Annotated in this window: 17 protein-coding genes and 1 tRNA gene; 10 read left to right on the top strand and 8 right to left on the bottom strand. The window is 33.8% G+C overall.

Annotated elements, in window-relative coordinates:
• Positions 1-64: 64 nt before the first annotated feature.
• From ACGH6R_RS00430 to ACGH6R_RS00445, 4 genes are all read left to right on the top strand, one after another.
• Complete coding sequence (locus tag ACGH6R_RS00430; RefSeq protein WP_267359761.1) at positions 65-484, top strand: META domain-containing protein; 420 nt, start codon at positions 65-67, stop codon at positions 482-484.
• 334 nt (positions 485-818) lie between these two features.
• Positions 819-2,231 (top strand): pyruvate kinase PykF, encoded by a 1,413-nt coding sequence (gene pykF, locus ACGH6R_RS00435; RefSeq protein ID WP_267350949.1) that lies wholly within the window; start codon positions 819-821, stop codon positions 2,229-2,231.
• A 125-nt stretch (positions 2,232-2,356) separates the two neighbouring features.
• Positions 2,357-4,417 carry a polyphosphate kinase 1 gene (gene ppk1, locus ACGH6R_RS00440; RefSeq protein ID WP_411598581.1) on the top strand — a complete coding sequence of 687 codons (2,061 nt, stop codon included), beginning with the start codon at positions 2,357-2,359 and terminating at the stop codon, positions 4,415-4,417.
• Between the two features lie 66 nt (positions 4,418-4,483).
• Positions 4,484-5,953 (top strand): exopolyphosphatase, encoded by a 1,470-nt coding sequence (locus tag ACGH6R_RS00445; protein WP_411598954.1) that lies wholly within the window; start codon positions 4,484-4,486, stop codon positions 5,951-5,953.
• 80 nt (positions 5,954-6,033) lie between these two features.
• Here the strand turns inward: ACGH6R_RS00445 and ACGH6R_RS00450 are convergent, their stop codons facing one another.
• The 3 genes from ACGH6R_RS00450 to ACGH6R_RS00460 form a co-directional block, all read right to left on the bottom strand.
• Positions 6,034-7,497: a DASS family sodium-coupled anion symporter gene (locus ACGH6R_RS00450; RefSeq protein WP_411598582.1), complete on the bottom strand. Its 1,464-nt coding sequence runs from the start codon at positions 7,495-7,497 to the stop codon at positions 6,034-6,036.
• Between the two features lie 81 nt (positions 7,498-7,578).
• Entirely contained in the window at positions 7,579-8,544 is a 966-nt protein-coding gene (locus ACGH6R_RS00455) for an FAD:protein FMN transferase (RefSeq protein WP_411598583.1), read from the bottom strand.
• Positions 8,545-8,560: 16 nt separating this feature from the next.
• The gene (locus tag ACGH6R_RS00460) at positions 8,561-11,332 is read right to left on the bottom strand and encodes a flavocytochrome c (RefSeq protein ID WP_411598584.1); all 2,772 of its coding nucleotides are present in this window, start codon (positions 11,330-11,332) and stop codon (positions 8,561-8,563) included.
• A 504-nt stretch (positions 11,333-11,836) separates the two neighbouring features.
• Between ACGH6R_RS00460 and ACGH6R_RS00465 the strand changes: the two genes are divergently transcribed.
• A complete protein-coding gene (locus tag ACGH6R_RS00465; RefSeq protein ID WP_411598585.1) occupies positions 11,837-12,889 on the top strand; it encodes a dihydroorotate oxidase in 1,053 nt (350 codons plus the stop codon).
• A 63-nt stretch (positions 12,890-12,952) separates the two neighbouring features.
• Here ACGH6R_RS00465 and ACGH6R_RS00470 read toward each other — a convergent pair whose 3' ends face one another.
• On the bottom strand, positions 12,953-13,321 hold the full coding sequence (locus ACGH6R_RS00470; protein WP_267359753.1) for a YbaN family protein: 369 nt from the start codon (positions 13,319-13,321) through the stop codon (positions 12,953-12,955).
• A 277-nt stretch (positions 13,322-13,598) separates the two neighbouring features.
• Here ACGH6R_RS00470 and ACGH6R_RS00475 point away from each other — a divergent pair, with 277 nt between their 5' ends.
• Together ACGH6R_RS00475 and ACGH6R_RS00480 are read left to right on the top strand one after the other, a co-directional pair.
• Complete coding sequence (locus ACGH6R_RS00475; protein ID WP_267350937.1) at positions 13,599-15,188, top strand: ATP-dependent nuclease; 1,590 nt, start codon at positions 13,599-13,601, stop codon at positions 15,186-15,188.
• Position 15,189: 1 nt separating this feature from the next.
• Positions 15,190-16,053, top strand: coding sequence for an HNH endonuclease (locus ACGH6R_RS00480; protein ID WP_267378698.1), 864 nt, complete (start codon positions 15,190-15,192; stop codon positions 16,051-16,053).
• Positions 16,054-16,117: 64 nt separating this feature from the next.
• On the opposite strand, the gene ACGH6R_RS00485 is transcribed toward ACGH6R_RS00480, so the two are convergent.
• Positions 16,118-16,194 (bottom strand) — tRNA-Asp (locus ACGH6R_RS00485).
• A gap of 112 nt (positions 16,195-16,306) precedes the next feature.
• Positions 16,307-17,047 (bottom strand): DNA polymerase III subunit epsilon, encoded by a 741-nt coding sequence (dnaQ, locus tag ACGH6R_RS00490; RefSeq protein WP_267350934.1) that lies wholly within the window; start codon positions 17,045-17,047, stop codon positions 16,307-16,309.
• Positions 17,048-17,228: 181 nt separating this feature from the next.
• Between dnaQ and rnhA the strand changes: the two genes are divergently transcribed.
• The 3 genes from rnhA (at position 17,229) to ACGH6R_RS00505 (ending at position 19,810) form a co-directional block, all read left to right on the top strand.
• Positions 17,229-17,702 carry a ribonuclease HI gene (gene rnhA, locus ACGH6R_RS00495; protein WP_267350932.1) on the top strand — a complete coding sequence of 158 codons (474 nt, stop codon included), beginning with the start codon at positions 17,229-17,231 and terminating at the stop codon, positions 17,700-17,702.
• An 80-nt stretch (positions 17,703-17,782) separates the two neighbouring features.
• Positions 17,783-18,511, top strand: a complete 729-nt coding sequence (gene gloB / locus ACGH6R_RS00500; RefSeq protein WP_267378695.1) for a hydroxyacylglutathione hydrolase — start codon at positions 17,783-17,785, stop codon at positions 18,509-18,511.
• Between the two features lie 42 nt (positions 18,512-18,553).
• Positions 18,554-19,810 carry a transglycosylase SLT domain-containing protein gene (locus ACGH6R_RS00505; protein ID WP_411598586.1) on the top strand — a complete coding sequence of 419 codons (1,257 nt, stop codon included), beginning with the start codon at positions 18,554-18,556 and terminating at the stop codon, positions 19,808-19,810.
• Here the strand turns inward: ACGH6R_RS00505 and ACGH6R_RS00510 are convergent.
• Both ACGH6R_RS00510 and gshA read right to left on the bottom strand, forming a co-directional pair.
• Positions 19,788-20,570 carry an endonuclease/exonuclease/phosphatase family protein gene (locus tag ACGH6R_RS00510; protein WP_411598587.1) on the bottom strand — a complete coding sequence of 261 codons (783 nt, stop codon included), beginning with the start codon at positions 20,568-20,570 and terminating at the stop codon, positions 19,788-19,790. The genes ACGH6R_RS00505 and ACGH6R_RS00510 overlap by 23 nt on opposite strands.
• 5 nt (positions 20,571-20,575) lie before the next feature.
• Positions 20,576-22,135 (bottom strand): glutamate--cysteine ligase, encoded by a 1,560-nt coding sequence (gene gshA, locus ACGH6R_RS00515; protein ID WP_267359739.1) that lies wholly within the window; start codon positions 22,133-22,135, stop codon positions 20,576-20,578.
• Between the last annotated feature and the right edge of the window lie 43 nt (positions 22,136-22,178).

Here is a 22,178-nt window from a genome sequence, read left to right on the forward strand (position 1 = left end):
AATATTTGTAAGTAATTTTAATTAAATCTATTATAACAAATTTAAACTATCATTAGGAGTTAAGATGAAAAAGACATTACTATTAACATCATTATTTGTAGGAGCTTTAGTAGTAACTGGATGTGGAGAATCAAATAAAATTAAAGCTGAAGATTTGTTACATCACCATTTTGTATTGGTAAAAGCGAATGGACAAGATGTTTCTTCAGATAAAGCTGCAGAACTTGAGTTTGGCGAAAATATGAATATTACTGGAAAAATGTGTAACCGATTTGTCGCAAAAGTCACCTTAGAAAATGAAACAATCAAAGGTGCAGGCGTTGGTATGACAAAGATGCTTTGTAATGATGAACAATTAGATAAGTTAGATGGCATTATTACCCAAATGATTACAGAAGGTGCAAAAGTCAGCTTGAACAAAGATCAATTGACATTGAAAAATGAAAGCAATGAACTCATTTATCAACTTAAAGATCTGATGTAATAGCAATGAATGTCGTTAAGAACATCTTGCCATTTGTATTCGTTAATTAGGATGATTCTTCTTTTGTTTTCGTCAAATATAATCTAGTTTTTTTGATAAAAAACTTTATTTAAAGTGTGGTTAAGACTATAATAAACACAGATTTTTAAGGATATATATTTTTTGATGAAAATATTTAATTTTTCAAAGATTGCAGTTAATACAAGTAACTTTTTGGGTTACTGCTAACTTATTACATACCAATGCATGGGCATTGGTTTTTTTTTGCGTGAACATAATTAAAAACAGTTTATTTAAAATTAAACTTCAACCTTAACAACTAGTAGATAATATTATGAAAAAGACAAAAATCGTTTGTACTATTGGACCAAAATCAGAATCAAAAGAAATGCTAGCTAAGTTATTAAATGCAGGCATGAACGTAATGCGTTTGAACTTTTCCCATGGTGATTATGAAGAACATGGAAATCGTATCAAAAACCTACGTGAAGTCATGCAAGAAACAGGTTTAAAAGCAGCAATTATGCTTGATACTAAAGGTCCTGAAATTCGTACAATTAAATTGGAAGGTGGGAATGACGTTTCACTAGTTGCAGGTCAAACATTCACATTCACAACTGACGAAACAGTCATTGGGAACGCTGAGCGCGTAGCTGTAACATATAAAGGTTTTGCTCAAGATCTCAAAGTGGGTAATCGCGTTCTTGTTGATGATGGCTTAATTGCGATGGAAGTCAAAGAAATAAAAGGCAACGAAGTCATCTGTACCGTATTGAATAATGGTGATTTAGGTGAAAACAAAGGTATTAATTTACCTGGTGTTTCAATAAAATTACCGGCACTTGCAGAAAAAGATAAAAATGACCTTATTTTTGGTTGTGAACAAGGTGTTGATTTTATCGCTGCGTCATTTATTCGTAAACGCTCAGATGTTGAAGATATTCGCGCACATTTGAAATCTCATGGCGGTGAAGAGATTAAAATTATCTCTAAAATTGAAAACCAAGAAGGATTAGATAATTTTGATGAAATTTTGGAAGCATCTGACGGTATCATGGTTGCTCGTGGTGATTTAGGTGTGGAAATTGCGGTTGAAGAAGTTATTTTTGCTCAAAAAATGATGATTCAAAAATGTAATAAAGCTTCTAAACCTGTTATTACTGCAACTCAAATGCTTGACTCTATGATTAAAAACCCACGCCCTACTCGTGCTGAAGCGGGTGACGTGGCAAATGCCATTATTGACGGAACTGATGCAGTCATGCTTTCAGGCGAAAGTGCTAAAGGTAAATACCCATTAGAAACCGTTAATGTTATGGCGACTATCTGTAAACGTACAGACATTACCATTCCTGCTTCTTTAGAGCTTACTGCCAAAGAAGAAAAATTACGTATTACTGCGGCTGTTTGTTGTGGTGCGGTAGAAATAGCTGAACGTCTAAGTGCGCCTTTAATTGTTGTTGCAACTCGTAGTGGTAAATCTGCTCGTGAAGTCCGTCATTATTTCCCTAGAGCGCGTATTTTAGCATTATCATCAAGTCAAAAAACGGTTAATCAATTAGCCCTAACAAAAGGTGTTGAGCCAATTTTAATTGATGCTATTAATTCAACAGATGATTTTTACCGTTTAGGTAAAGAGTTAGCTGTAAAAATTTGTGGTTTACAACAAGGTGATACTATTGTCATGGTATCAGGTGCTTTAGTACCAAGTGGCACAACGAATACCACTTCAGTTCACCGTATTTAGGTAAAGTTGCTTTAAAGCAAAAATTGTTTAATATATTTAAATTAAAAGCTAGCGTTATGCTAGCTTTTTTTTTAAGTTAAGTTATCCTGTATTAAATTTCATTATTGTATTTTAAGAGATAAAGAATGCTACAAGAAAAAGTGTATTTTCCCAAAGAACTTAGTTGGCTTGCTTTTAATCAACGTGTTTTACAAGAAGCAGCAGACAAAAGTAATCCACTTATTGAGCGTGTTCGATTTTTAGGCATTTATTCCAGCAATCTCGATGAATTTTATAAAGTACAATACGCCAATTTGAAAAAATATGTATTAATTGAACAGGAACAAGGACAGTCCGCTACTTCTAACGCAAAGTTATTATTAAGGCAAGTTAATCAAAAAGTCATACAACTTGAACTCCAGTTTGATCAACTGTATAACGAATTATTACTTGAAATGGCAAGAAATCAAATTTTCTTAATTAATGAGAGACAACTTTCATCTTATCAGGAAGATTGGATAAAAAACTATTATAAACAGAATTTAAGACAATACATTACCCCAATATTACTGGATAGTCACACAGAACTGATCCAATTTTTAAAAGATGATCATGCTTATTTGGCCGTTGAAATTATCTGTGATGAAAAGATAAGTTATGCCCTGCTTGAGTTACCAACCGACAACGCACCTCGATTTGTACTTTTGCCGTCAGAAGTATCAACCAAAAATAAATCAATTATCTTTTTGGATAACATCCTTCGTTATTGTTTATCTGATATCTTCAAAGTCTTTTTTGATGCCACAGAATTGAATGCATATTCAATCAATATCAATCGAGATGCAGAATATGAATTAAATACAGAATTAGACAGTTTGTTAGAATTAATGTCTCAAGGATTGAAGCAGCGATTGACGGCACAACCTGTTCGTTTTACTTATCAAAAAGATATGCCTAAAGCATTATTTGAGTTATTAATCAGTAAATTAAGATTAACTGAACAAGATGCCATGCCAGGTGGACGTTACCCTAATTTTAAAGATCTGGCTAACTTTCCTGATCTTGGTGGAAAAAACCTTTTAAATAAACGATTACCGAGTTTGGCTTATAATCGCTTTAAAAAGTTTAGAAATGCGTTTGCGACGATTAAAGATCGTGATGTACTTCTTTATTACCCTTACTACTCGTTTGGACATGTATTAGAAATTATGCGACAAGCTTCATTTGATCCGGCTGTAACCCATATCCGCATGAATATCTATCGGGTAGCAAAAGACTCACGATTTATCCATGCAGCAATTAATGCTGCTAATAACGGTAAAAAAGTCACCGTAGTGGTTGAACTTCAGGCTCGATTTGATGAGGAAGCAAATATTAAATGGGCAAAAAGACTACTCAGTAGTGGAATCAAAGTTATCTATTCACAACCCAAACTCAAAATTCATGCCAAACTATTTTTAATTGATCGTCGTGAAGAAAACAAGATTGTTCGATATGCACATATTGGATCGGGGAATTTCAACGAAAAAACTGCTCGTGTGTATACAGATTTTTCATTATTAACCGCCGATCCAGCCATTACAGACGAAGTAATAAAAGTGTTTAATTTTATTGAAAATCCATTCAAGCCAGTTTCGTTCAATCATTTGCTTGTTTCCCCTCAAAATACGCGTTTGCGTTTTCATGAATTTATTGAAAGAGAAATTCAAAATGCCAAAACAGGAAAACCTTCAGGCATCTATTTAAAGCTTAATGCGATCACTGATAAAGAGATGATAGACCAGTTATACCGTGCATCATGCGAAGGTGTAAAAATTAGAATGATTGTTCGAGGAACCTGTGTTTTAGAACCTCAAATTCCCAATCTGAGTGAAAATATATATGTAACTAGTATCGTCGATCAATATTTAGAGCACGCACGGGTATATATATTTGAAAATGATGGTAAAAAAGATACTTTCATCTCCTCTGCTGACTGGATGCCCCGTAATTTGGATAACCGCATAGAAGTAGGTGTGAAGATATTTGATCCTATCTTAAAATCAACTATTCATGATATTTTTAATATCCAATGTAATGATAATGTCAAAGCACGAATTATTGATAAAGAAAACATGAATAATTATGTTCAACGCGGTAATAAGAAAAAAATTCGAGCACAGCACGCTATTTATGATTATTTAAAACAATTAGAAGCCAAACAATAAGGATATCTAAACGTGAAGAAATCTAATGAATATGCGGTTATTGATCTCGGTTCTAACAGTTTTCATATGATTATTGCACGAATCATTAATGGTGCAACACAGATAATTTATAAAAATAAAAAGAATATACATTTGGCGACTGGATTAGATGAAAATAATCAATTAAGTGACTCGAGTATTAAACGGGGAATAGAGTGTCTTGAACTGTTTGCTGAACGTTTAAATGGATTTCCTCCGGAAAATGTGAGAATTGTTGCAACTTACACACTTCGTGTTGCATCAAACAGGCATAAGTTTTTGAAGGCTGCAGCTAAAATATTACCTTACCCTATAGAAATTATTTCAGGTCAAGAAGAAGCCCGTTTAGTCTATTTAGGTACTATGACCGCTGAACCCACTTCATCAATTGATACTAAATTTGTTATTGATATTGGCGGAGGATCAACTGAAATTGCGATTGGCAAAGGCAATGACCTTAAACCTATTATTGTCGCTAGTCGTCCAATGGGCTGCGTAACCTTTAATAAACGTTTTTTTCCACAACAAAAGATTGATGAAGAGTCATTTCAACGCGCAAAACTTGCAGCCGAGCAACAAATTGAAACCATGATTAGTACTATCAAAAAACAGAATATTACGGTTGCTTTTGGTACATCAGGAACCATTAAATCTATTCATCATATTCTATTAGATCTTGGTGTGAGTGACGGTATTATTACCCCGAAGAGATTAGATGATTTAGTTAGTTATGTATTAGACTTTGAAACATTTGATGATATTACCTACCCTTCACTATCTGATGAACGTAAACAGGTTTTTGTGAGTGGACTGGCAATATTTTGTGGTGTATTTAATGCATTGGGATTAAGTTCGTTGCAGTATAGTTCTAATGCTTTACGTGAAGGGGTTTTGTATGAATTAATCGGTGGTCCTAATTATCGAGACATACGTCAAACAACCGCCGAATCTTTATCTAAACACTACAATATCGATCAGCGTCATGCTATGCAAGTTGTCAAAACAGCAAAATACTTTTTTTTACAATGGAAAGAGCAAGCACAAATCGATATTCCTATTTGTGTGGAATCCATTTTATATTGGGCAGCACTTTTACATGAGGTAGGATTAAAAATTAATTTTTCGTCTGTGCATAAACATTCAAGTTACATTCTGCAAAACAGCAATTTGCCGGGATTTAACGAAGAACAACAACTGTTGTTATCGACACTCGTTCGTTATCATCGAAAATCAATTAATATTGAAGCATTTCCTTATTTTAGCCTTTTTGAATTTAAACATATTATTTCATTATTACAAATACTCAGGCTCTCCATTCTAATCAATAATCAACGCTCTACAGAGATTAATTTGAATGCATTTCGATTAAAATTAGTTAAAGACAAATTGACCAAAATGACATTCGAAATTGACACTAATTTTGTGGAAAGTAATAAATTGATTTTATTAGATTTAGAGCAGGAACAAAAATATTGGCAGGCCATTAATGATTGGAGTTTATCGATTATGTTGTTATGAGATTATCATAATTAGAGGATAAAAAAACCGCCAATTTCTGACGGTTTTTTTGTTGAATAGTGTTTAAGATACGTTATTTCTTAACCTAATTCCAACATTTTCCACCACAAAAGACCAACGGTAAACACAATGGTTAAGTTAACAACGCTACAGATAAATCCTACTTTCCACCATGTTTTAACTTGAACAAAACCTTCAGCAAATAACAACGGATTTCGAGCATTGGCAAATTGGGTAATGGAACCAAAATAGTTGGTACAAATAACTAATGCAAATATCGCAATCATTGGTGGAACATGAAGTGCCACTGCTACAGATAAGAATACTGGAAATAGCGCCGCAATATGCGCATTGCCACTAGCAAAGAAATAGTGTAAATAAACATAGGCAACACACAAAATAATGATAACAAATACCCAGCTACTATCACCTAAATGCCCCTTTACTGCACTACCGATAGTATCGCCTAGCCATTTTGTAACACCTAGCTTATTGACTTGTCCTGCTATCATTAATAAAGCCGCAAACCAAATTAAGGTATCCCATGCCGCTTTTTCACCTTTCACATCATCCCAGCTTAGTACACCAGTTAAGATTAAAATCGTTAAACCAATAAAAGCAGTCGTTGTTGCATCAATACCTAAATAGTCTTTACCGAAAATCCAAAGACCTAATAATAAAATTACCGTACCACCCATAATAATTTCTTTAGCGGTAATTGGTCCCATTTTTTTCAATTCTTCAACGGCTAATCTTGGCGCATCAGGTGTCTTTTTAAGCTCTGGATTGGTTAAGAAATAAATGACTAATGGAATCACAATAAAAGAAACCAAACAAGGTACGATAGCTGCAATAAACCACTGTCCCCATCCCAATGTCACGCCTAATGTTTCTGTGACTAATTTAGCGGCTAATAAATTACCGGTAAATGCAGTCAAAAACATTGCAGAGGTAATATCATTGATATGACTAATGGTTAACATTAAAAAAGTGCCAATTCGATTTCTTGATTCATCCTTCGGATTAGAATTAAAGTTAATCGATAACGCTTCAGCGATTGGATAAATCACACCACCAGCACGAGCTGTCGTACTTGGAATGGCAGGCGCCAATGCCACATCTGTTACAGATAAACCATAAGCTAAGCCTAAAGTGTTTTTACCTAAAATTTTTACTAAATAATAAGCAATACGTTTGCTTAAACCAGTTTTAATAAATCCTCGCGCAATCATAAAAGCAACAACGATCAACCAAATTAAGCTACTATTTAATTCACTTAATGATATCTTGATAGACTCAGTTGCATTAGCTGCACCAGATGGTCTTAAAATAGCAAAAACCGTAATGGCTAATAAGCCAATTGCGCCAATTGGCATAATTTCTGCAACAATACAGGCAATCGTTGCCACAAAAATAATGCTTGTTCGCCAACCTTCTGTACTTATTCCTTGTGGAGGCGAAACAAATAGCCATAATATTGCTGAAATAGCAGCAATAATTATGAGCGGTAACCATTTTACTGGTGGTTTTTTCACTGCGTTCATAATAATTTCCTTCTTTAATGTAAAAACGTAATTAATTCATTTAAAACAATAAAAGTTTAGCAATTTCATTGTCATTGGTTCTTAATGCAGATTTATTTCATAGTGTTTATCAATTAGATCAAAATTAAAATTTTTCGGATTGATCAGTGTCATCGTTTTATTTTTTAGTAAAAAAATGGCTGAAATATCTGGATGTTTTTTTAAATATTCACCACTGGCATTTACGCCTAATCCATAAAAAATCGTAGAATAAATATCGCCTTCAAGAGAAGTATTTGAAATAACGGTAACGCTTTCAATTTCATTATCAAGAGGATAGCCAGTTAAAGGATTGAAAACATGATGATAAAGCCGATTATTTTGCACAAAATAACGTTCATAAATGCCCGAAGTAACGACTGATTTATTTTTAACTTTTATTATACCTACTAACTCATCAGATAAAGAAAAGGGTTTTCTTAACCCTATACACCAACAACCTGACTTTTCTATTGGGGAGGCTCCTAACGTTAGTACATTTCCACCTAAATTTATGATGCCATGGTGAATATGATGTTCAAGTAACAGATTTTTAATGACATCGGCGATATAACCTTTTGCGATAGCACCAAGATCTATCTCCATTCCTGCTTTTTTTAAAAAAACAGAATGGGTTGTATCATTTAATTCTATATCAAATGGATCGGTTAATAATAGTTGTTGTTTGATATGATGATCGGCAGGAATACTATCTCCTTTAAAGCCTATTTTCCAAAGTTTGACGACAGGGCCGATAGCCATATTAAAACAACTTGAGGGATTCACGCTCAGTTGCCAAGCCTGTTTAATAAGTGAAAATACAGGTAAGCTTACCTCAACAGGATGTTTGCCTGCTGCAAGATTGATTGACATAACCTCCGAAACTGGGCGGTTAACAGTCAATTTATCTTCAAGCAATTTAATGGTAGCAAAAGCAAGTTTTGCGACGGTTTCATTTTGCTCTAATAGCGTCAATGTTACCGTCATCCCCATCAATGTTTGAGAATAGTCGTAGGTAGAACTTACCATTTTTAGCAAAGTTCAATTAACTATTAATGTAATCTGTGGCTTTTTTACCTGCTTGTATACCAAAAATAATGATATCAGCAACAGCATTACCACCAATGCGATTTGCTCCATGCACACCACCAACAACCTCACCAGCCGCAAAAACACCTTTAATCACATGTTTATCATTATCTAATACTTGTGTTTCAGTGTTTATCGTTACACCTCCCATTGTATGGTGAACACCCGGTGCAATTTTAATTGCATAAAATGGTGCGGTGTTAATTGGATGACGCATTCCCGTCGTTCGACCAAAATCCTCATCTTGTTTGTTAATTACAAACTCATTATAACGTTCAATCGTTTTTGACAGATTATTAGCATCAATAGAAAGTTTGTTAGCTAATTCAGTAATTGAATCTGCTTGAACAACGAGATCATTAGAAACATACTCTTCAACAGCTTTGTTTTCGTCACGAACTTGTTGATCGAATAAAATATAGGAATAGTGTTCAGGTAATTTGATAATATCCGCTGAAACTTTATCTCGGGTATCTAATTCATTAACAAAACGTTTTCCTTCTTGAGAAACAAGAATTGCGCCACCGCCACGTATAGATTCTGAGATCAAATATGAGGTAGTTTGTTCAACAGTTGGATGGATTTGAATTTCGCCCATATCAACAGTGCCAGCCCCAAGTTTTTCTAAGATCATGATACCAGAACCTGTCGCCCCTTTATGGTTGGTTGTCACAAAACCTTTTAAGTCAGGACGATATTTTTCAACCATTTCACGGTTAGCACTAAATCCGCCCGTTGCAATCACCACCGCTTTCGCTTTAATGATATAATTTGTGCCGTCTTCTTCAATGACTTTAACGCCAACAACTTTATGATTTTCGGTAACGATTTCTGTCACATTGGTATCTAACATGACTTCAATACCACGTTTATTAAGATTTTTTACCAATCCACTAATCAAAAATCCGCCAACAGCTGCACCACTTGCTGGTCGATGTGTACGGTCGATACTCATTCCACCTGTTGTCGTAATACCACTTAGTTCAATACCGTTTTCATCTAACCAATCAATCGCATCGGGGGCATTTTCAACAAAGTAACGAAGTAATTCCGGATTATTTTTATTTTTACCACCAGCCAAAGTTTCTTTATAGAATAGATCCTTACTGTCAACAATGCCTTTAAGTTTTTGGAATTTAGTTTCAGCTGCATTCATACCAGCAGACGCTTTATTGGTATTTCCGCCAATAACAGGCATTTTTTCAACGACAACAACGCTAGCCCCTAAATCATGAGCTCGTATTGCAGAAGCCAGCCCTGCTCCCCCGCTTCCCACAACAACAATATCGTAAGATTTATCATTTGGATCACCACCTTCAGCAATAATGGCTTCTTTATTCGATTGTGTCATGGCCTTAGTAACGGCTTTTTTGAATGCTTCACACTGTGATGTAGCCCCAGAAATTGCATCCACATGTGGACTGTTTGAATTAATAATTCGTTGTTTAATTTCTGCAAAATTATCTAAAACTTGGTTATCAAACTCATTGGCATTCACAAGTTGCATATCTTTAATGAAATCTTTGCCTAATTCGACATTAATAAGAAATTCATAAGATTCATCATTAACTTTTTCTTGATATTGACCAGGTTTGAATTTCTTATTATTTAGACTTGCATCACGAATTAATGCTTCAACTAATGAAAAACGCCATAAAGGTTCAGGGATATTCAATTCTTCACGTTTGTCACTACTGATAGTCAGCTCCAGTTGTTCACCTTTTTCAATACGGCTAATCCAGTCTGGATAAGCGATGCATGCTCGACCAACAGCGACCAAATCGTAACCATTATCAATCGCCGTTTCTACATCAATTTGATTAACCACATTACCTACACCTACTACCGGAATTTTAGCTAATGTCGCAGATCGCATTGCCACATATTTATTGATTAACGGGGTTGGATCTTGGGTATCAACAATTGAAGGTCTTAAAATCGCGCCCATTGAAAAATGGATATAATCCAGACCTTTGTCTGCTAACTTTTCAAGTAGATACATGGAGTCATCAAAACGAATACCCGGTACTTCCAGTTCTTCCGGAGAAAAACGATAACCAACAATAAATTCTGGCGTTGCAAACTGTTTAACCATTTTATGTGTGATATCTAAGATTGCTAAAGGGAATTGCAAGCGATTATCACGGCTTCCACCCCATTTATCGGTTCGTTGATTTGAATTTGGAGAATAAAATTGTTGGATTAAATAAGTGTTAGCACCGTGGATTTCAACACCATCGAAACCGGCTTCAATAGCACGACGTACCGCTTGACCAAATTTATCGATCATGTCGTCGACTTCGTCTGCCGTTAATGCGATCGGTGTTGCTGCGCCTACTCTAGGGGCTGCGATAGCACTTGGTCCAACAGGAGATTGTCCACCAATGAGTTTTGGCTCAACCATTCGACCACCGTGATAAACTTGAATGACTGCTTTCGATCCCTTTTCTTTAATTGCTTTCGCAATTTTAGCTAATCCTTCAATTTTATCATCGTTATCTAAACCTATTGCACCAGGAAACGCTAATCCTTTATTATCGACAAACCCGCACTCAACGATGATTGTTCCTATTTCACCTGCTCGGTCTCGATAATACTCGATTAAATCATGCGTGACTGAACCGTCATAAAATCCGGAACAGGTCGTCATTGGCGCCATCATTATTCTATTTTTTAATTCAACGCCATTGGGTAAAGTGAAGGGTTTAAAAATATTTTCTTTTTTCATTATTATATACCTAATTATTTTATTCAGATTTATTAACTGTTGTTAATAATAGCATTACTTATAATCATTCTCCACTTCGAAACAGACTATTAATGTACCGATGTATTATTTTTTAGACAAAAATTTTTATATATTTTTTAAAGTATTATGTGCTATTTGTTTATCTAAACAAATAACATTGTAGCTTAAGTAAGCAAAACAGTTTTCAAGATAGTCATATTGCAACGATAAAATCTAAAAAAAAACACTGCAACTATTTCATTTAGTTACATATTTATCATTATAATTGGCTTGAAGTTTGAATAGATTAAGCTAGAATGCATGCAAGTTTGTACAAGAGAACCTAAGAATGATTAGAGTGAAAAAAGAAAAATTATTATCCAAAATTAAGTATCACTCTTTTTTAATTCAATTTATTGATCCTCCTTTATGGAGGATTTTTTTTATCAAAAATTTACCCCTCTTTCCTCAGAATTTTTTTAAGTGCTCATCACAGGAGATATTATGAAATCTTTAACGCCCTTTTACGATCCCACTATCAGTTATGAAGATAATTATGCAAACGGTCCTTTTGGGCTTTTTACACAATTAAGTCACGTTGAACATGTCGCAACCCAAACCAGTCAATTTCTCAATCTTGATGTTAATTTACCATTTGGAATGCCTGCCGGTCCCCTTCTAAATGCCAATTATATTAAAGCTGCATTTGCGTATGGATTTGACTTATGCGTCTATAAAACTGTAAGAACAAGATTTCACAAATGTCATCCATTGCCGAATGTGCTATCTGTTCATACTAACGGTAAATTATCCAGTAATCTTGATACTGTCTTAGCAGATACAAATTATACTCAACCGCTATCAATTACCAATTCGTTTGGTGTTCCTTCTCTTGCTCCCGATGTTTGGCAACCTGATATGGCTGATGCGGTAAAAGCCGCTGGTCAAGGTCAATATGTTATTGGTAGCTTTCAAGGAACACAAGGACATGGCGAAATTGAAAAAGATTATGCGTTAGCCGCTAAATTAGTAAGAGAAACTAATGCCCCAATTCTTGAAGCAAACTTGAGTTGCCCAAATGAAGGAGCGAGTAAATTACTCTGTTTTGATGTTGATAAAGTAGAACGCATTGTAAATGAAATTAAAAATGCAGTTCCCGATCGTCCACTTATATTGAAACTAGCCTATTTTCCGGATGATGAAAAAATTATTTCATTACTTACTAAAGTCGGATCGATAATTGATGGATTAAGTGCTATTAATACCTTATCAGCCAAACCTGTTAACGCAAATGGTCAGCCAGCTTTAGGAGAAAATAGAAAGGAAGGTGGAATTTGTGGCGATGCCATACGTTGGGCTGGATTAGATATGGTGAGTCGCCTTGATAAATATCGTCAACAAATGGATTTAAAATTTACCATTATAGGTGTTGGTGGAGTTAGCAACAGTGAACATTATCACCAATTCATTAAAAACGGTGCTGATGCTGTGATGAGTGCGACAGGAGCCATGTGGAATCCGTTACTTGCTATAGAGATTAAGAAAAGTCTGAACTAGATTATTCGCAATATTTATAATTGTTACAGGGTAACTTACCCTGTAATTACGTTTCTTTTCTCTTTAAATTTTCTTTTTTCTAAAATAATAAAAGCCAATAACAATATGCGCTAAAAAAACGATTACTAAAATAATACGCACATGCAAGGAATGAATGAAAATAAATGGGATGAACAATGCGATAAAAACCATAGCTAGCATTTTAAACAAACTTTTTTTAGATGCTTTTTTCTCAATAAGCATCTTTTGTATATAAGTTTGATAATAATGACTTTGAGTAAAACAGCGATAAAGACGATCTGAACTATTAAGCCACAAATATGCGGTTAACAAATAGAATGGTACTGTTGGCAAAAGTGGCACGAAAATGCCTACCGTTCCCAGCAAAAATGAAACACTACCTATAATAATAAATAACCATTTTTTTAACATAACTAAGTATACTTATAGATAATTATTAAAATTTTGATTGCGAATAACAAAGCATGAATTCAATATTCCAAAAAACTTAATCATTACGCCTAAAGTTAGGGTAAATTATTCATTGTGTGACAACTTAAGTATATAACAGAGTTTTAAAAGAAAAAAATGTTATGAAACACGATTTTTTCATATTGATTAAATTACATTTTTCTTTGCATTTATGTTAAATGTGTTATATAAAAACAATTACATATTTAGGTAATTTTAGTTTTGGATCAGTTTTAATATGGAAAAAAAGGAAAAGTTAACTATACTTCTTTGTTCTCCTGATTGTTCGACAAAATTTTTAACAGAAGGATCGGTTTTTATAAAACCAATAGATAGTTATTGGAATGATTTTGGATACCAATTAGCGACAGAAATAGGTATTCGATTAAATGATAATTCAATTGAATGGTTTGATTCAAAATTTGCTTTCAAAGATCAAGATAATACTTATAAGTATGTTTCTACAATTCTAAAAAAAGAGAAATTTGTAAATCTTTTTTCGATAGATTTAGCTTTTGCTCATTTATTCACAAATCAAAAATCTTATAGCGCCATCAGCCGATTAATTGGTTTTGAAAGAGCAATAAACATTCTGGAAGAAATAAATGATATTTGTTTATATGTGGATAAACCTTCTAGAATACCAAAGTGGGATGATTTTTATAAAACCGATGTGTATAGTAGAGCTATGCTTAGAACGAGTGAGGCGTATTTTGCTTATCGGCATGGATATTCTATTATACAAGGTAAAGTCATTGAAAATGCGGACTCTAAACAAACCTTCAACATTACGTTTAAAAATTTAGATTCTCTTCAACTCGAATTTAAATTTACCAATCAGAATAAATTACGGGGTCGCATTGCGACCATAATAGGTCAAAATGGATGTGGAAAAACAACGATACTGACAGAACTCGTTAAAGCGCTTGCTGATAGGCAATCAAAACATATCTCAATTGTTCCACAACTTGACTTTAACCAAGTTATTTTGTTTGCTCATCATGCAACACTTAATTCAATTGACAAAGAACTTATCAATAATCCTAGTGTTTCTATTTCACAGCTAGATCCTAATATTCAGAACGACAGGGTTTTTAATGAAAAAACAGACAATCATTTATTGGTAGATGTGTTAAGAAACAATAGAATATCCGAATTATGTAATATCATTTCCCAAGAATTTTATGATTTAACAATAAAAGTTCCACTTTTAGTGGATCATTCGGCTAACCTAGATCAACACCACGAAATCGCAATAAAAAACTTTGCCCGATACAATGGTGAGCAACGTTGGCTTGATAGGATAGCGACGATTGACCGAGAAAAAAATCTCGTTATATATAAAAATGACGAAAAATATCATCCAAGTTTAGGACAATCAACATTTATCCGTTTCATTTTAAACGTTTTTGCCAATGTCGGACCGGCATCAGTACTGCTTATTGATGAACCAGAAACTTTTTTACATCCTAACCTTATTTCTCAATTTATGAGAATTCTTAATAATGTATTAGAGACCACAAAATCCATCGCTATAATCGCTACTCATTCTCCTTACATTGTCAGAGAAGTACAAAGTGCACAAGTTCATATTATTGAAAAGGACGAAGTAGATTTCAAAATTAAGCAGCCGCGAATGCAAACATTAGGCGCTAATGTGACCAGCATCTCAAATGAAATCTTTGGCGATGATCTGTTAATCCATCTATACAATGAATTAGTTGATAACATTAAAGATGATTTAACCTTCGATGAAATTCTCGATAAGTATATTGGTGAAATAAGTCCAGATGCCCTCTTACAGCTAAGGAATAATATGGAATATTAATATGAGAAAATTAAATTTTCCACAATATAATAGCGCAGAAATTATTGATAGCTGTCAATTAGATGAACTTTGTCAAAAAAATCGAAAAGGAAAACATATTCGGTTTATTTCATCTTATATCGATATTATTAAAAAATCTTACGAACATTATGATAAGCATAATGGTAACCCTTGGTTTATTAATTCATTGTCAGAAGAAACAATACCTTCATTATCGGCATTTAAACAACACATGAATCTTTTATATGATAACCCGCCACAAGCACTTAAATTCATTAAATCGCTGAGAGAAAGTATTCAAGGTGCATGCCCAATGTGTGGGAGACATGGCAATGGAACAATCGATCATTATTTACCTAAATCAATCTTTCCAGAATACTCTTTTTTTTCCAAGAACCTGATACCTGCTTGTGATAGATGCAATAAGGAACGATCATTAAAAATAAAAGGAGATATATTACATGAAAGGCCTATTCACCCTTATTTTGATAAATTTATTGAAAAAAGAATCATGTCATCTCACTTTAAACCAGACTGGCGAGCACCGTTAATCACTCCTATAGCCATAGATGTAAAAGATGAAGAAAAAATTATAGTTGAATGGCACATCAAGAATATTGTCATCCCTTCAGGAATCAAGAATCATTTCTCTTATTTATGGACAAAATTATGTGAATCACCAAAGATATATATAAAAAACGCAATTAATTTAGAAGACATCATAAAAAAATTATATGAAATCCAATTAATTTACGAGAATAATGGCGGAACACCCAATAATTGGGATGCCTGTTTTTATCATGGATTACAAAATAACGAAGAAGCACTCAATTATTTGATTAAAATTCAAAAAGGCGAATTATAAATAAATAACTATTGATTTTATATAGAGGATTGGAACAAAAACATTATGGGAAAACTGATTAAATTGGCGGAACGGACGGGGCTCGAACCCGCGACCCCCTGCGTGACAGGCAGGTATTCTAACCAACTGAACTACCGCTCCGCTTTTTAGACTACTTCAAGGCATCACTGCTGAAGTAGGCGTGATATTAAAGATTATTTTCGATGACGTCAATAGATATTTTAAAATATGCAACCAATTGAATAGAAAACAATCATTTACTGGCACGCCATAATGCTCCGCCACTTTTTTTATCAATTTTTGATAAAACAGTTTCATGTTCTGAAAGTTCATATTCTGAGGCTTTTATGACTTTTAAAGGGGTCGATCCTCGCTCTATTCTTTGAAGAGTATTGCTGTTTTCACCATTAGCTAGACTATGTTCATCCATATTAAAGGATAATGTCGTTTGTCCCCCCGTCATAGCTAAATATACTTCAGCTAAAATCTCAGCATCCAGTAATGCGCCATGAAGTGTACGATGAGAATTATCAATTTGGTAGCGTTCACAAAGCACATCTAAATTATTACGTTTGCCTGGGAACAGGCGTCTTGCCATTGCTAAAGTATCGGTAACAATACAGTGATCAGCAGTTTTATAATCTAAACCACAAAGACGAAACTCATAATCCATAAACCCGACATCAAACGATGCATTATGGATAATTAATTCAGCACCATCAATAAACTTAATAAAATCATGGGCAATATTTTTGAATATGGGTTTATCTTTAACAGCTTCATTGCTTATACCATGAACTTTAAACGCTTCTTCATCAATTAAGCGTTCTGGATTAATATAGACATGAAAATGATTGCCTGTTAAACGGCGATTGATGATTTCAACAGCACCAATTTCAATAATCTTATGTCCTTCATAATGATTATTTCCATCTTGATTCATACCTGTTGTTTCTGTATCGAGTACAATTTGGCGAGTAGAATGAGTTATCACGTTATTCTCTTTATATCAAACATTGGGAAAACTACGAATTAGTGATATAGTTTACCATTAAATACTATTAATGTTGATACCTACCCGCTATTGGAAGCAGAATCTTCAGATTTGCTTACCATTTTTAAATTGTGTTACATTTTGGGAGTTATCAACCTAGTTTGCCGAAAAGTTTGCAAAAATGTTAAAACAAATCAGAATATACACAGATGGTTCTTGTCTTGGAAACCCTGGGCCTGGCGGATATGCTGCCATTTTAAGATATAAGCACAATGAAAAAATATTAGCAGAAGGATATTTTAATACAACTAATAATCGAATGGAGTTATTAGCTGCAATTGTCGCTTTAGAAAAATTAAAAGAGCCTTGTCAAATTGATCTCTATTCTGATAGCCAATATTTGAAAAATGGCATTTCAAAATGGATTTATACCTGGAAAAAAAATGGATGGAAAACCGCAAATAACAAATCTGTCAAAAATGTTGATTTATGGATGCGGCTTGATAAAGCGGTACAAACACATAAAATCGATTGGATTTGGGTTAAAGGCCATGCAGGGCATCCTGAAAATGAACAATGTGATATCATAGCCAAATCTAAAGCTGAGTCCCCTACTTTAGTGGATACTTTTTTTGAAGAATCAAATTCAGCGTAATAAGTTTTAAACCCTATTATTTCACATGAGACCAACCCATTATAGTTATCAAATGTCACTTAATAGCATGGATTTCATTTATGTATAAATTACACATAATCCCCGTTTTAAAAGACAATTATGTCTGGTTATTAGAAAATAATGCTAAACAAGTTATTATCATTGATCCAGGGGCAGCCGAACCTGTTTATAACTATCTACATCTACATAATTTAACACCCCTTGCAATTTTGCTTACTCATCACCATATAGATCACATTGGCGGTGTGGTAAAACTACAAAATGATTTTAATTCTATTGAGGTATATGGGCCCAAAGAGATTCCTTTACCTATTCAATATGTAGAAAATAGGGATAAATTAATTATTGCCGATTTTAAATTTGAGATAATTCCTGTACCAGGTCATACATTGGGTCATTTGGCTTACTATTGTCAGCCTTATCTTTTTTGTGGCGATACGCTGTTATCGGCTGGTTGTGGACGTGTATTTGAAGGTACTTATCAGCAAATGCTAAATTCACTTAACAAATTAGCCCAATTACCTGATGATACCCTAGTCTGTGCTGGTCATGAATATACCAAATCTAATCTTGATTTTGCACTCAATATGTTACCAAATGATACTAAAATTAGTGCCTATTATGATTTAATTTCCGATAAATCAATTACTTTACCATCTACTTTAAGAAATGAAAAACAAATTAATGTTTTTCTACGATGTAAAGAAAAAAACATACAAAATAAATTAAATTTTAACAATGAGTTAGATTTATTTGTTTTTTTTAGAAGCCAAAAGGATATTTTTTAGGTATAATATACGGTTTTAATAAATGTTTAATGTTTTAAGGTAATGAAAAAGTTATTTATATTCACAGCATTATGTTCGTTTTTGGTTGCATGCCAAAACCATCAATCTCAATATAATAGTAGTGTCTATCCAGCACATAACTCAGAATCAATCGTTACCAGCGGACTTTTAAAAAGTAGTGGAATTAATAATAAATTAATTACTCAAAATCCTTGGCATTATATGATAAGCCAACTGAATGTGAAAGTCCCTGAAAATAATCGTATTAAAGAAGAAAGAGCGCTTTTATTACGCAACCCTAAAGCTTTTGAAACTACAGCGCTTCGTTCTGAGCCTTATGTATATTACATAATGGATCAACTACGTCAAAATAATTTACCGGTAGAATTAGCTTTAATTCCACTGATTGAAAGTGCCTACGATCCGTTAGCAACATCGGCTGGTAAAGCTGCCGGTTTATGGCAGATTGTACCCATAACGGCCAGAGAATATGGTCTCAATAAAAGTCACTCATTTGATCCAAGACGTGATCTAATTGCATCAACAAATTCAGCGATAACGCTGTTAAAAGATCTGAACGGTCGTTTTAAAGGGGATTGGTTATTAACTCTTGCTGCTTATAATGCTGGCGAAGGTCGCATTAGAAAAGCAATTGCACAAAATAAAGCAAATGGTTTACCAACAAATTATTGGGCGCTGGATTTACCAACTGAAACCCGACACTATGTACCAAAGATTTTAGCCATTATTGATATTGTAAAAAATAGTGAACGTTACGGTATTAAATTACCCGATTGTAACTATGAAAACTCATTAGTTAGAATTGATATGTCTAAAAATATTTCATTAGCTAAAATTGCTCAATATACCGGGATACCAATTAACGACTTAAAAAGTTTTAATGCAGGCTATTTACAACAAACTGTAAGTGGACCATTCCATTTACTGGTTCCGTATTCTTATGCGGAAGATTTACATAAAAAGCTACAAGCACAAAATCTTGTTTCAGCCGAAATCACAGAACTTTTACAAGATGTGCCTCATAACACTATGCCTTTGGAAGTCAAAACAGTAGCAATCAAGTCCGAAGTGTCAAGTGGAATAAATAATAAGAATAAAACGCTTCATACTAAATCCAATAAACAGATCACTTATCAAGTTAAAGCAGGTGATGATTTAGTAACTATAGCTAAAAATTATCGTGTTAAAATTACAGATATTTTAACTTGGAATAATTTGACCGATCAGGATATCAAAGAAGGTGATGTATTAACCATTAATCTTGCAAATCCAATCTAAATTTGACCAATAAAGGATTATGATCAGATGCCGAAGTACTAATTATTTTTGCTGTATCTAATTGTAATCCTCGATAAAATATAAAATCTAATGGTCTTCCCATAAATGTTTTTCGAATATCAATTGAAAAATTCACCGGTTTGAGGTCGATTGTACTTACTAAATGATATAAAAGATTTAACCGCTGTTGACTCCAAGCATTGAAATCACCCGCTAAGATCACCGGTCCATTATGCTCCTTGATTCGATTTAATAGCATATGCATTTGTTGCCGATAACTTTTCACACCAATACTAAAGTTAACGGCATGAATGTTCGCAACCAGCAATTGTTGAGTTGAGTTATAAATAGGATATATCGTGATTAAAGCGGATTTTGGAACGCGAATAAGGGGTTCTTTTTCTCTAAATGAATAGATAGAGATAGGTAATGTATCTGTAATTGTCATCACACCAGCATAAATATTATTGAAGCAGTAAGCGGGCACATGGTCTGCTATCTTATTTTGTTGGGTAATAAAGTTCAATAATTGTGGTGTGGTTTGCGCTTCTTGTAATAATATCAATTTAGTTTCATCTGCATAATGTTCTAAAATTTGAATACAGTCGGCTCTTTTTTGTTTAAAAATATTCCAAACCATAATTGTAAAAGTAGTTTTATCAATTAATGGTTTATTTACTATCAATTGACTATTGGGCAAAATAATTTCTACTTCATTATTTGCCCGATATCGTAATGTATAATCTCGATGTTTAAACATATTAACTATTTATTTTGTTGAGCTAAATATTCATCAAACGATACTTTATCATTTTCTTCTAATTTTTTCTGTTTTTCGAGTGAAATATAGCGCTGTTGAACAAAATCATTATCGGTTAACACGGCTAAAGGTTCTGACAATAACTGTTTTTTATATTGACTTGCTAAAGCTAAACCAAATTTAGCTGTTCCCAAATCACTTATCGCCTGTAATGTTCTTGCTGATAAAGTTAATTCTGGATAATCAAACATAACATCAAGTCGCTCACAAACCTTACGGTAGTGCTGTTTTTCATCATGATGATCTAAAACATCAGCAACACGTAGTAAATCCTTAAATAATTGATGACCTACTTTGGCCATTGGTTCATGATAACTTCCACACCCCATTGTTATTTCAATCCCCGGTTTCCGACCTTCTAAAATAACTCGATTCCAGTTTAATTTTGCGCACTCTAGCTCTTGACTGCTCATTTCAGGTGCCGGTGCTAATGCACACCAAATTAAAAATAAATCGATAAATCGGATCTGTTCTTCTGTAATACCGATTGGTGAAAATGGATTAACATCTAAAGCTCTTACTTCGATATACTCAATTCCACCACGTAGCAATGCATCTGAAGGAGATTCCCCTGCCCTAGGAACACGTTTAGGACGAATCGGTGCATAAAACTCATTTTCAATTTGTAAGACTTTATCATTTAATTGACGATACTGACCATCAACTTTAATGCCTAAGCGACTAAATTCGGGGGATTGTGTTTTAGTTGCGCGTTTTAATCCCTCGACATAAGTATTCAAATGATTAAAAGTGATACCCAATTGCTTTTGAGCATTATTGGTATAACCAATATCGCTAAGCCTTAAAGATGTGGCATAAGGTAAATAACAGTTGCCGTTAGTTTGTTCAATGAATGCTTTCGCTTTTTCGGGATCTTGGATAAATGAAGAGCACATTGATGGTGATGCACCAAAAAGATACGGGATTACCCAACCAAAGCGATAATAGTTACGAATTAAAGTGAAATAGCCTTCTGAAATAACGTCTTTACCCTCTTCAGTATTTTTTACCCCGTCTCTTGCTTGCCAAAATGCTGTCGGTAAAGAAAAATTATAATGGACACCTGAAATAGTTTGCATCATTGCACCATAACGGTTTTTTAATCCCTCACGATACAGTGTTTTTAAACGCCCTTCGTTTGAAGAACCATATTGCGCTAAAATAATATCGTCTTCTTTCGCAACAAAACACGGCATACTGAGTGGCCACATCATTTCATCACCAATATTAATACTGGCATAACGATGTAAATCTCGCAAAAACGTGAGCATATAATCAATGTTCGTATTGACCGGTGTTATAAATTCAAGCATCGACTCAGCAAAATCAGTTGTGATCCAAGGGTGTGTTAAGGCTGAACCAATTTTATTGGGAAAAGGCGTTTTAGATAAAGAACCATCGGGTAAAATTCGTAAGGTCTCTCGTTCCAGTCCACGTTGAATACCTTGTAAGATAGTATAATGTTTTTCTAACCAATTAAGTGCTTTAGAAACATCAGGTATCATAATCTTTATTTATCCTAAATTGAGTTTTATATATTCAATATTA

The sequence above is a fragment of the Gilliamella sp. CG13 genome (genome assembly GCF_046635805.1).
Classification (GTDB): domain Bacteria; phylum Pseudomonadota; class Gammaproteobacteria; order Enterobacterales; family Orbaceae; genus Gilliamella; species Gilliamella apicola_I.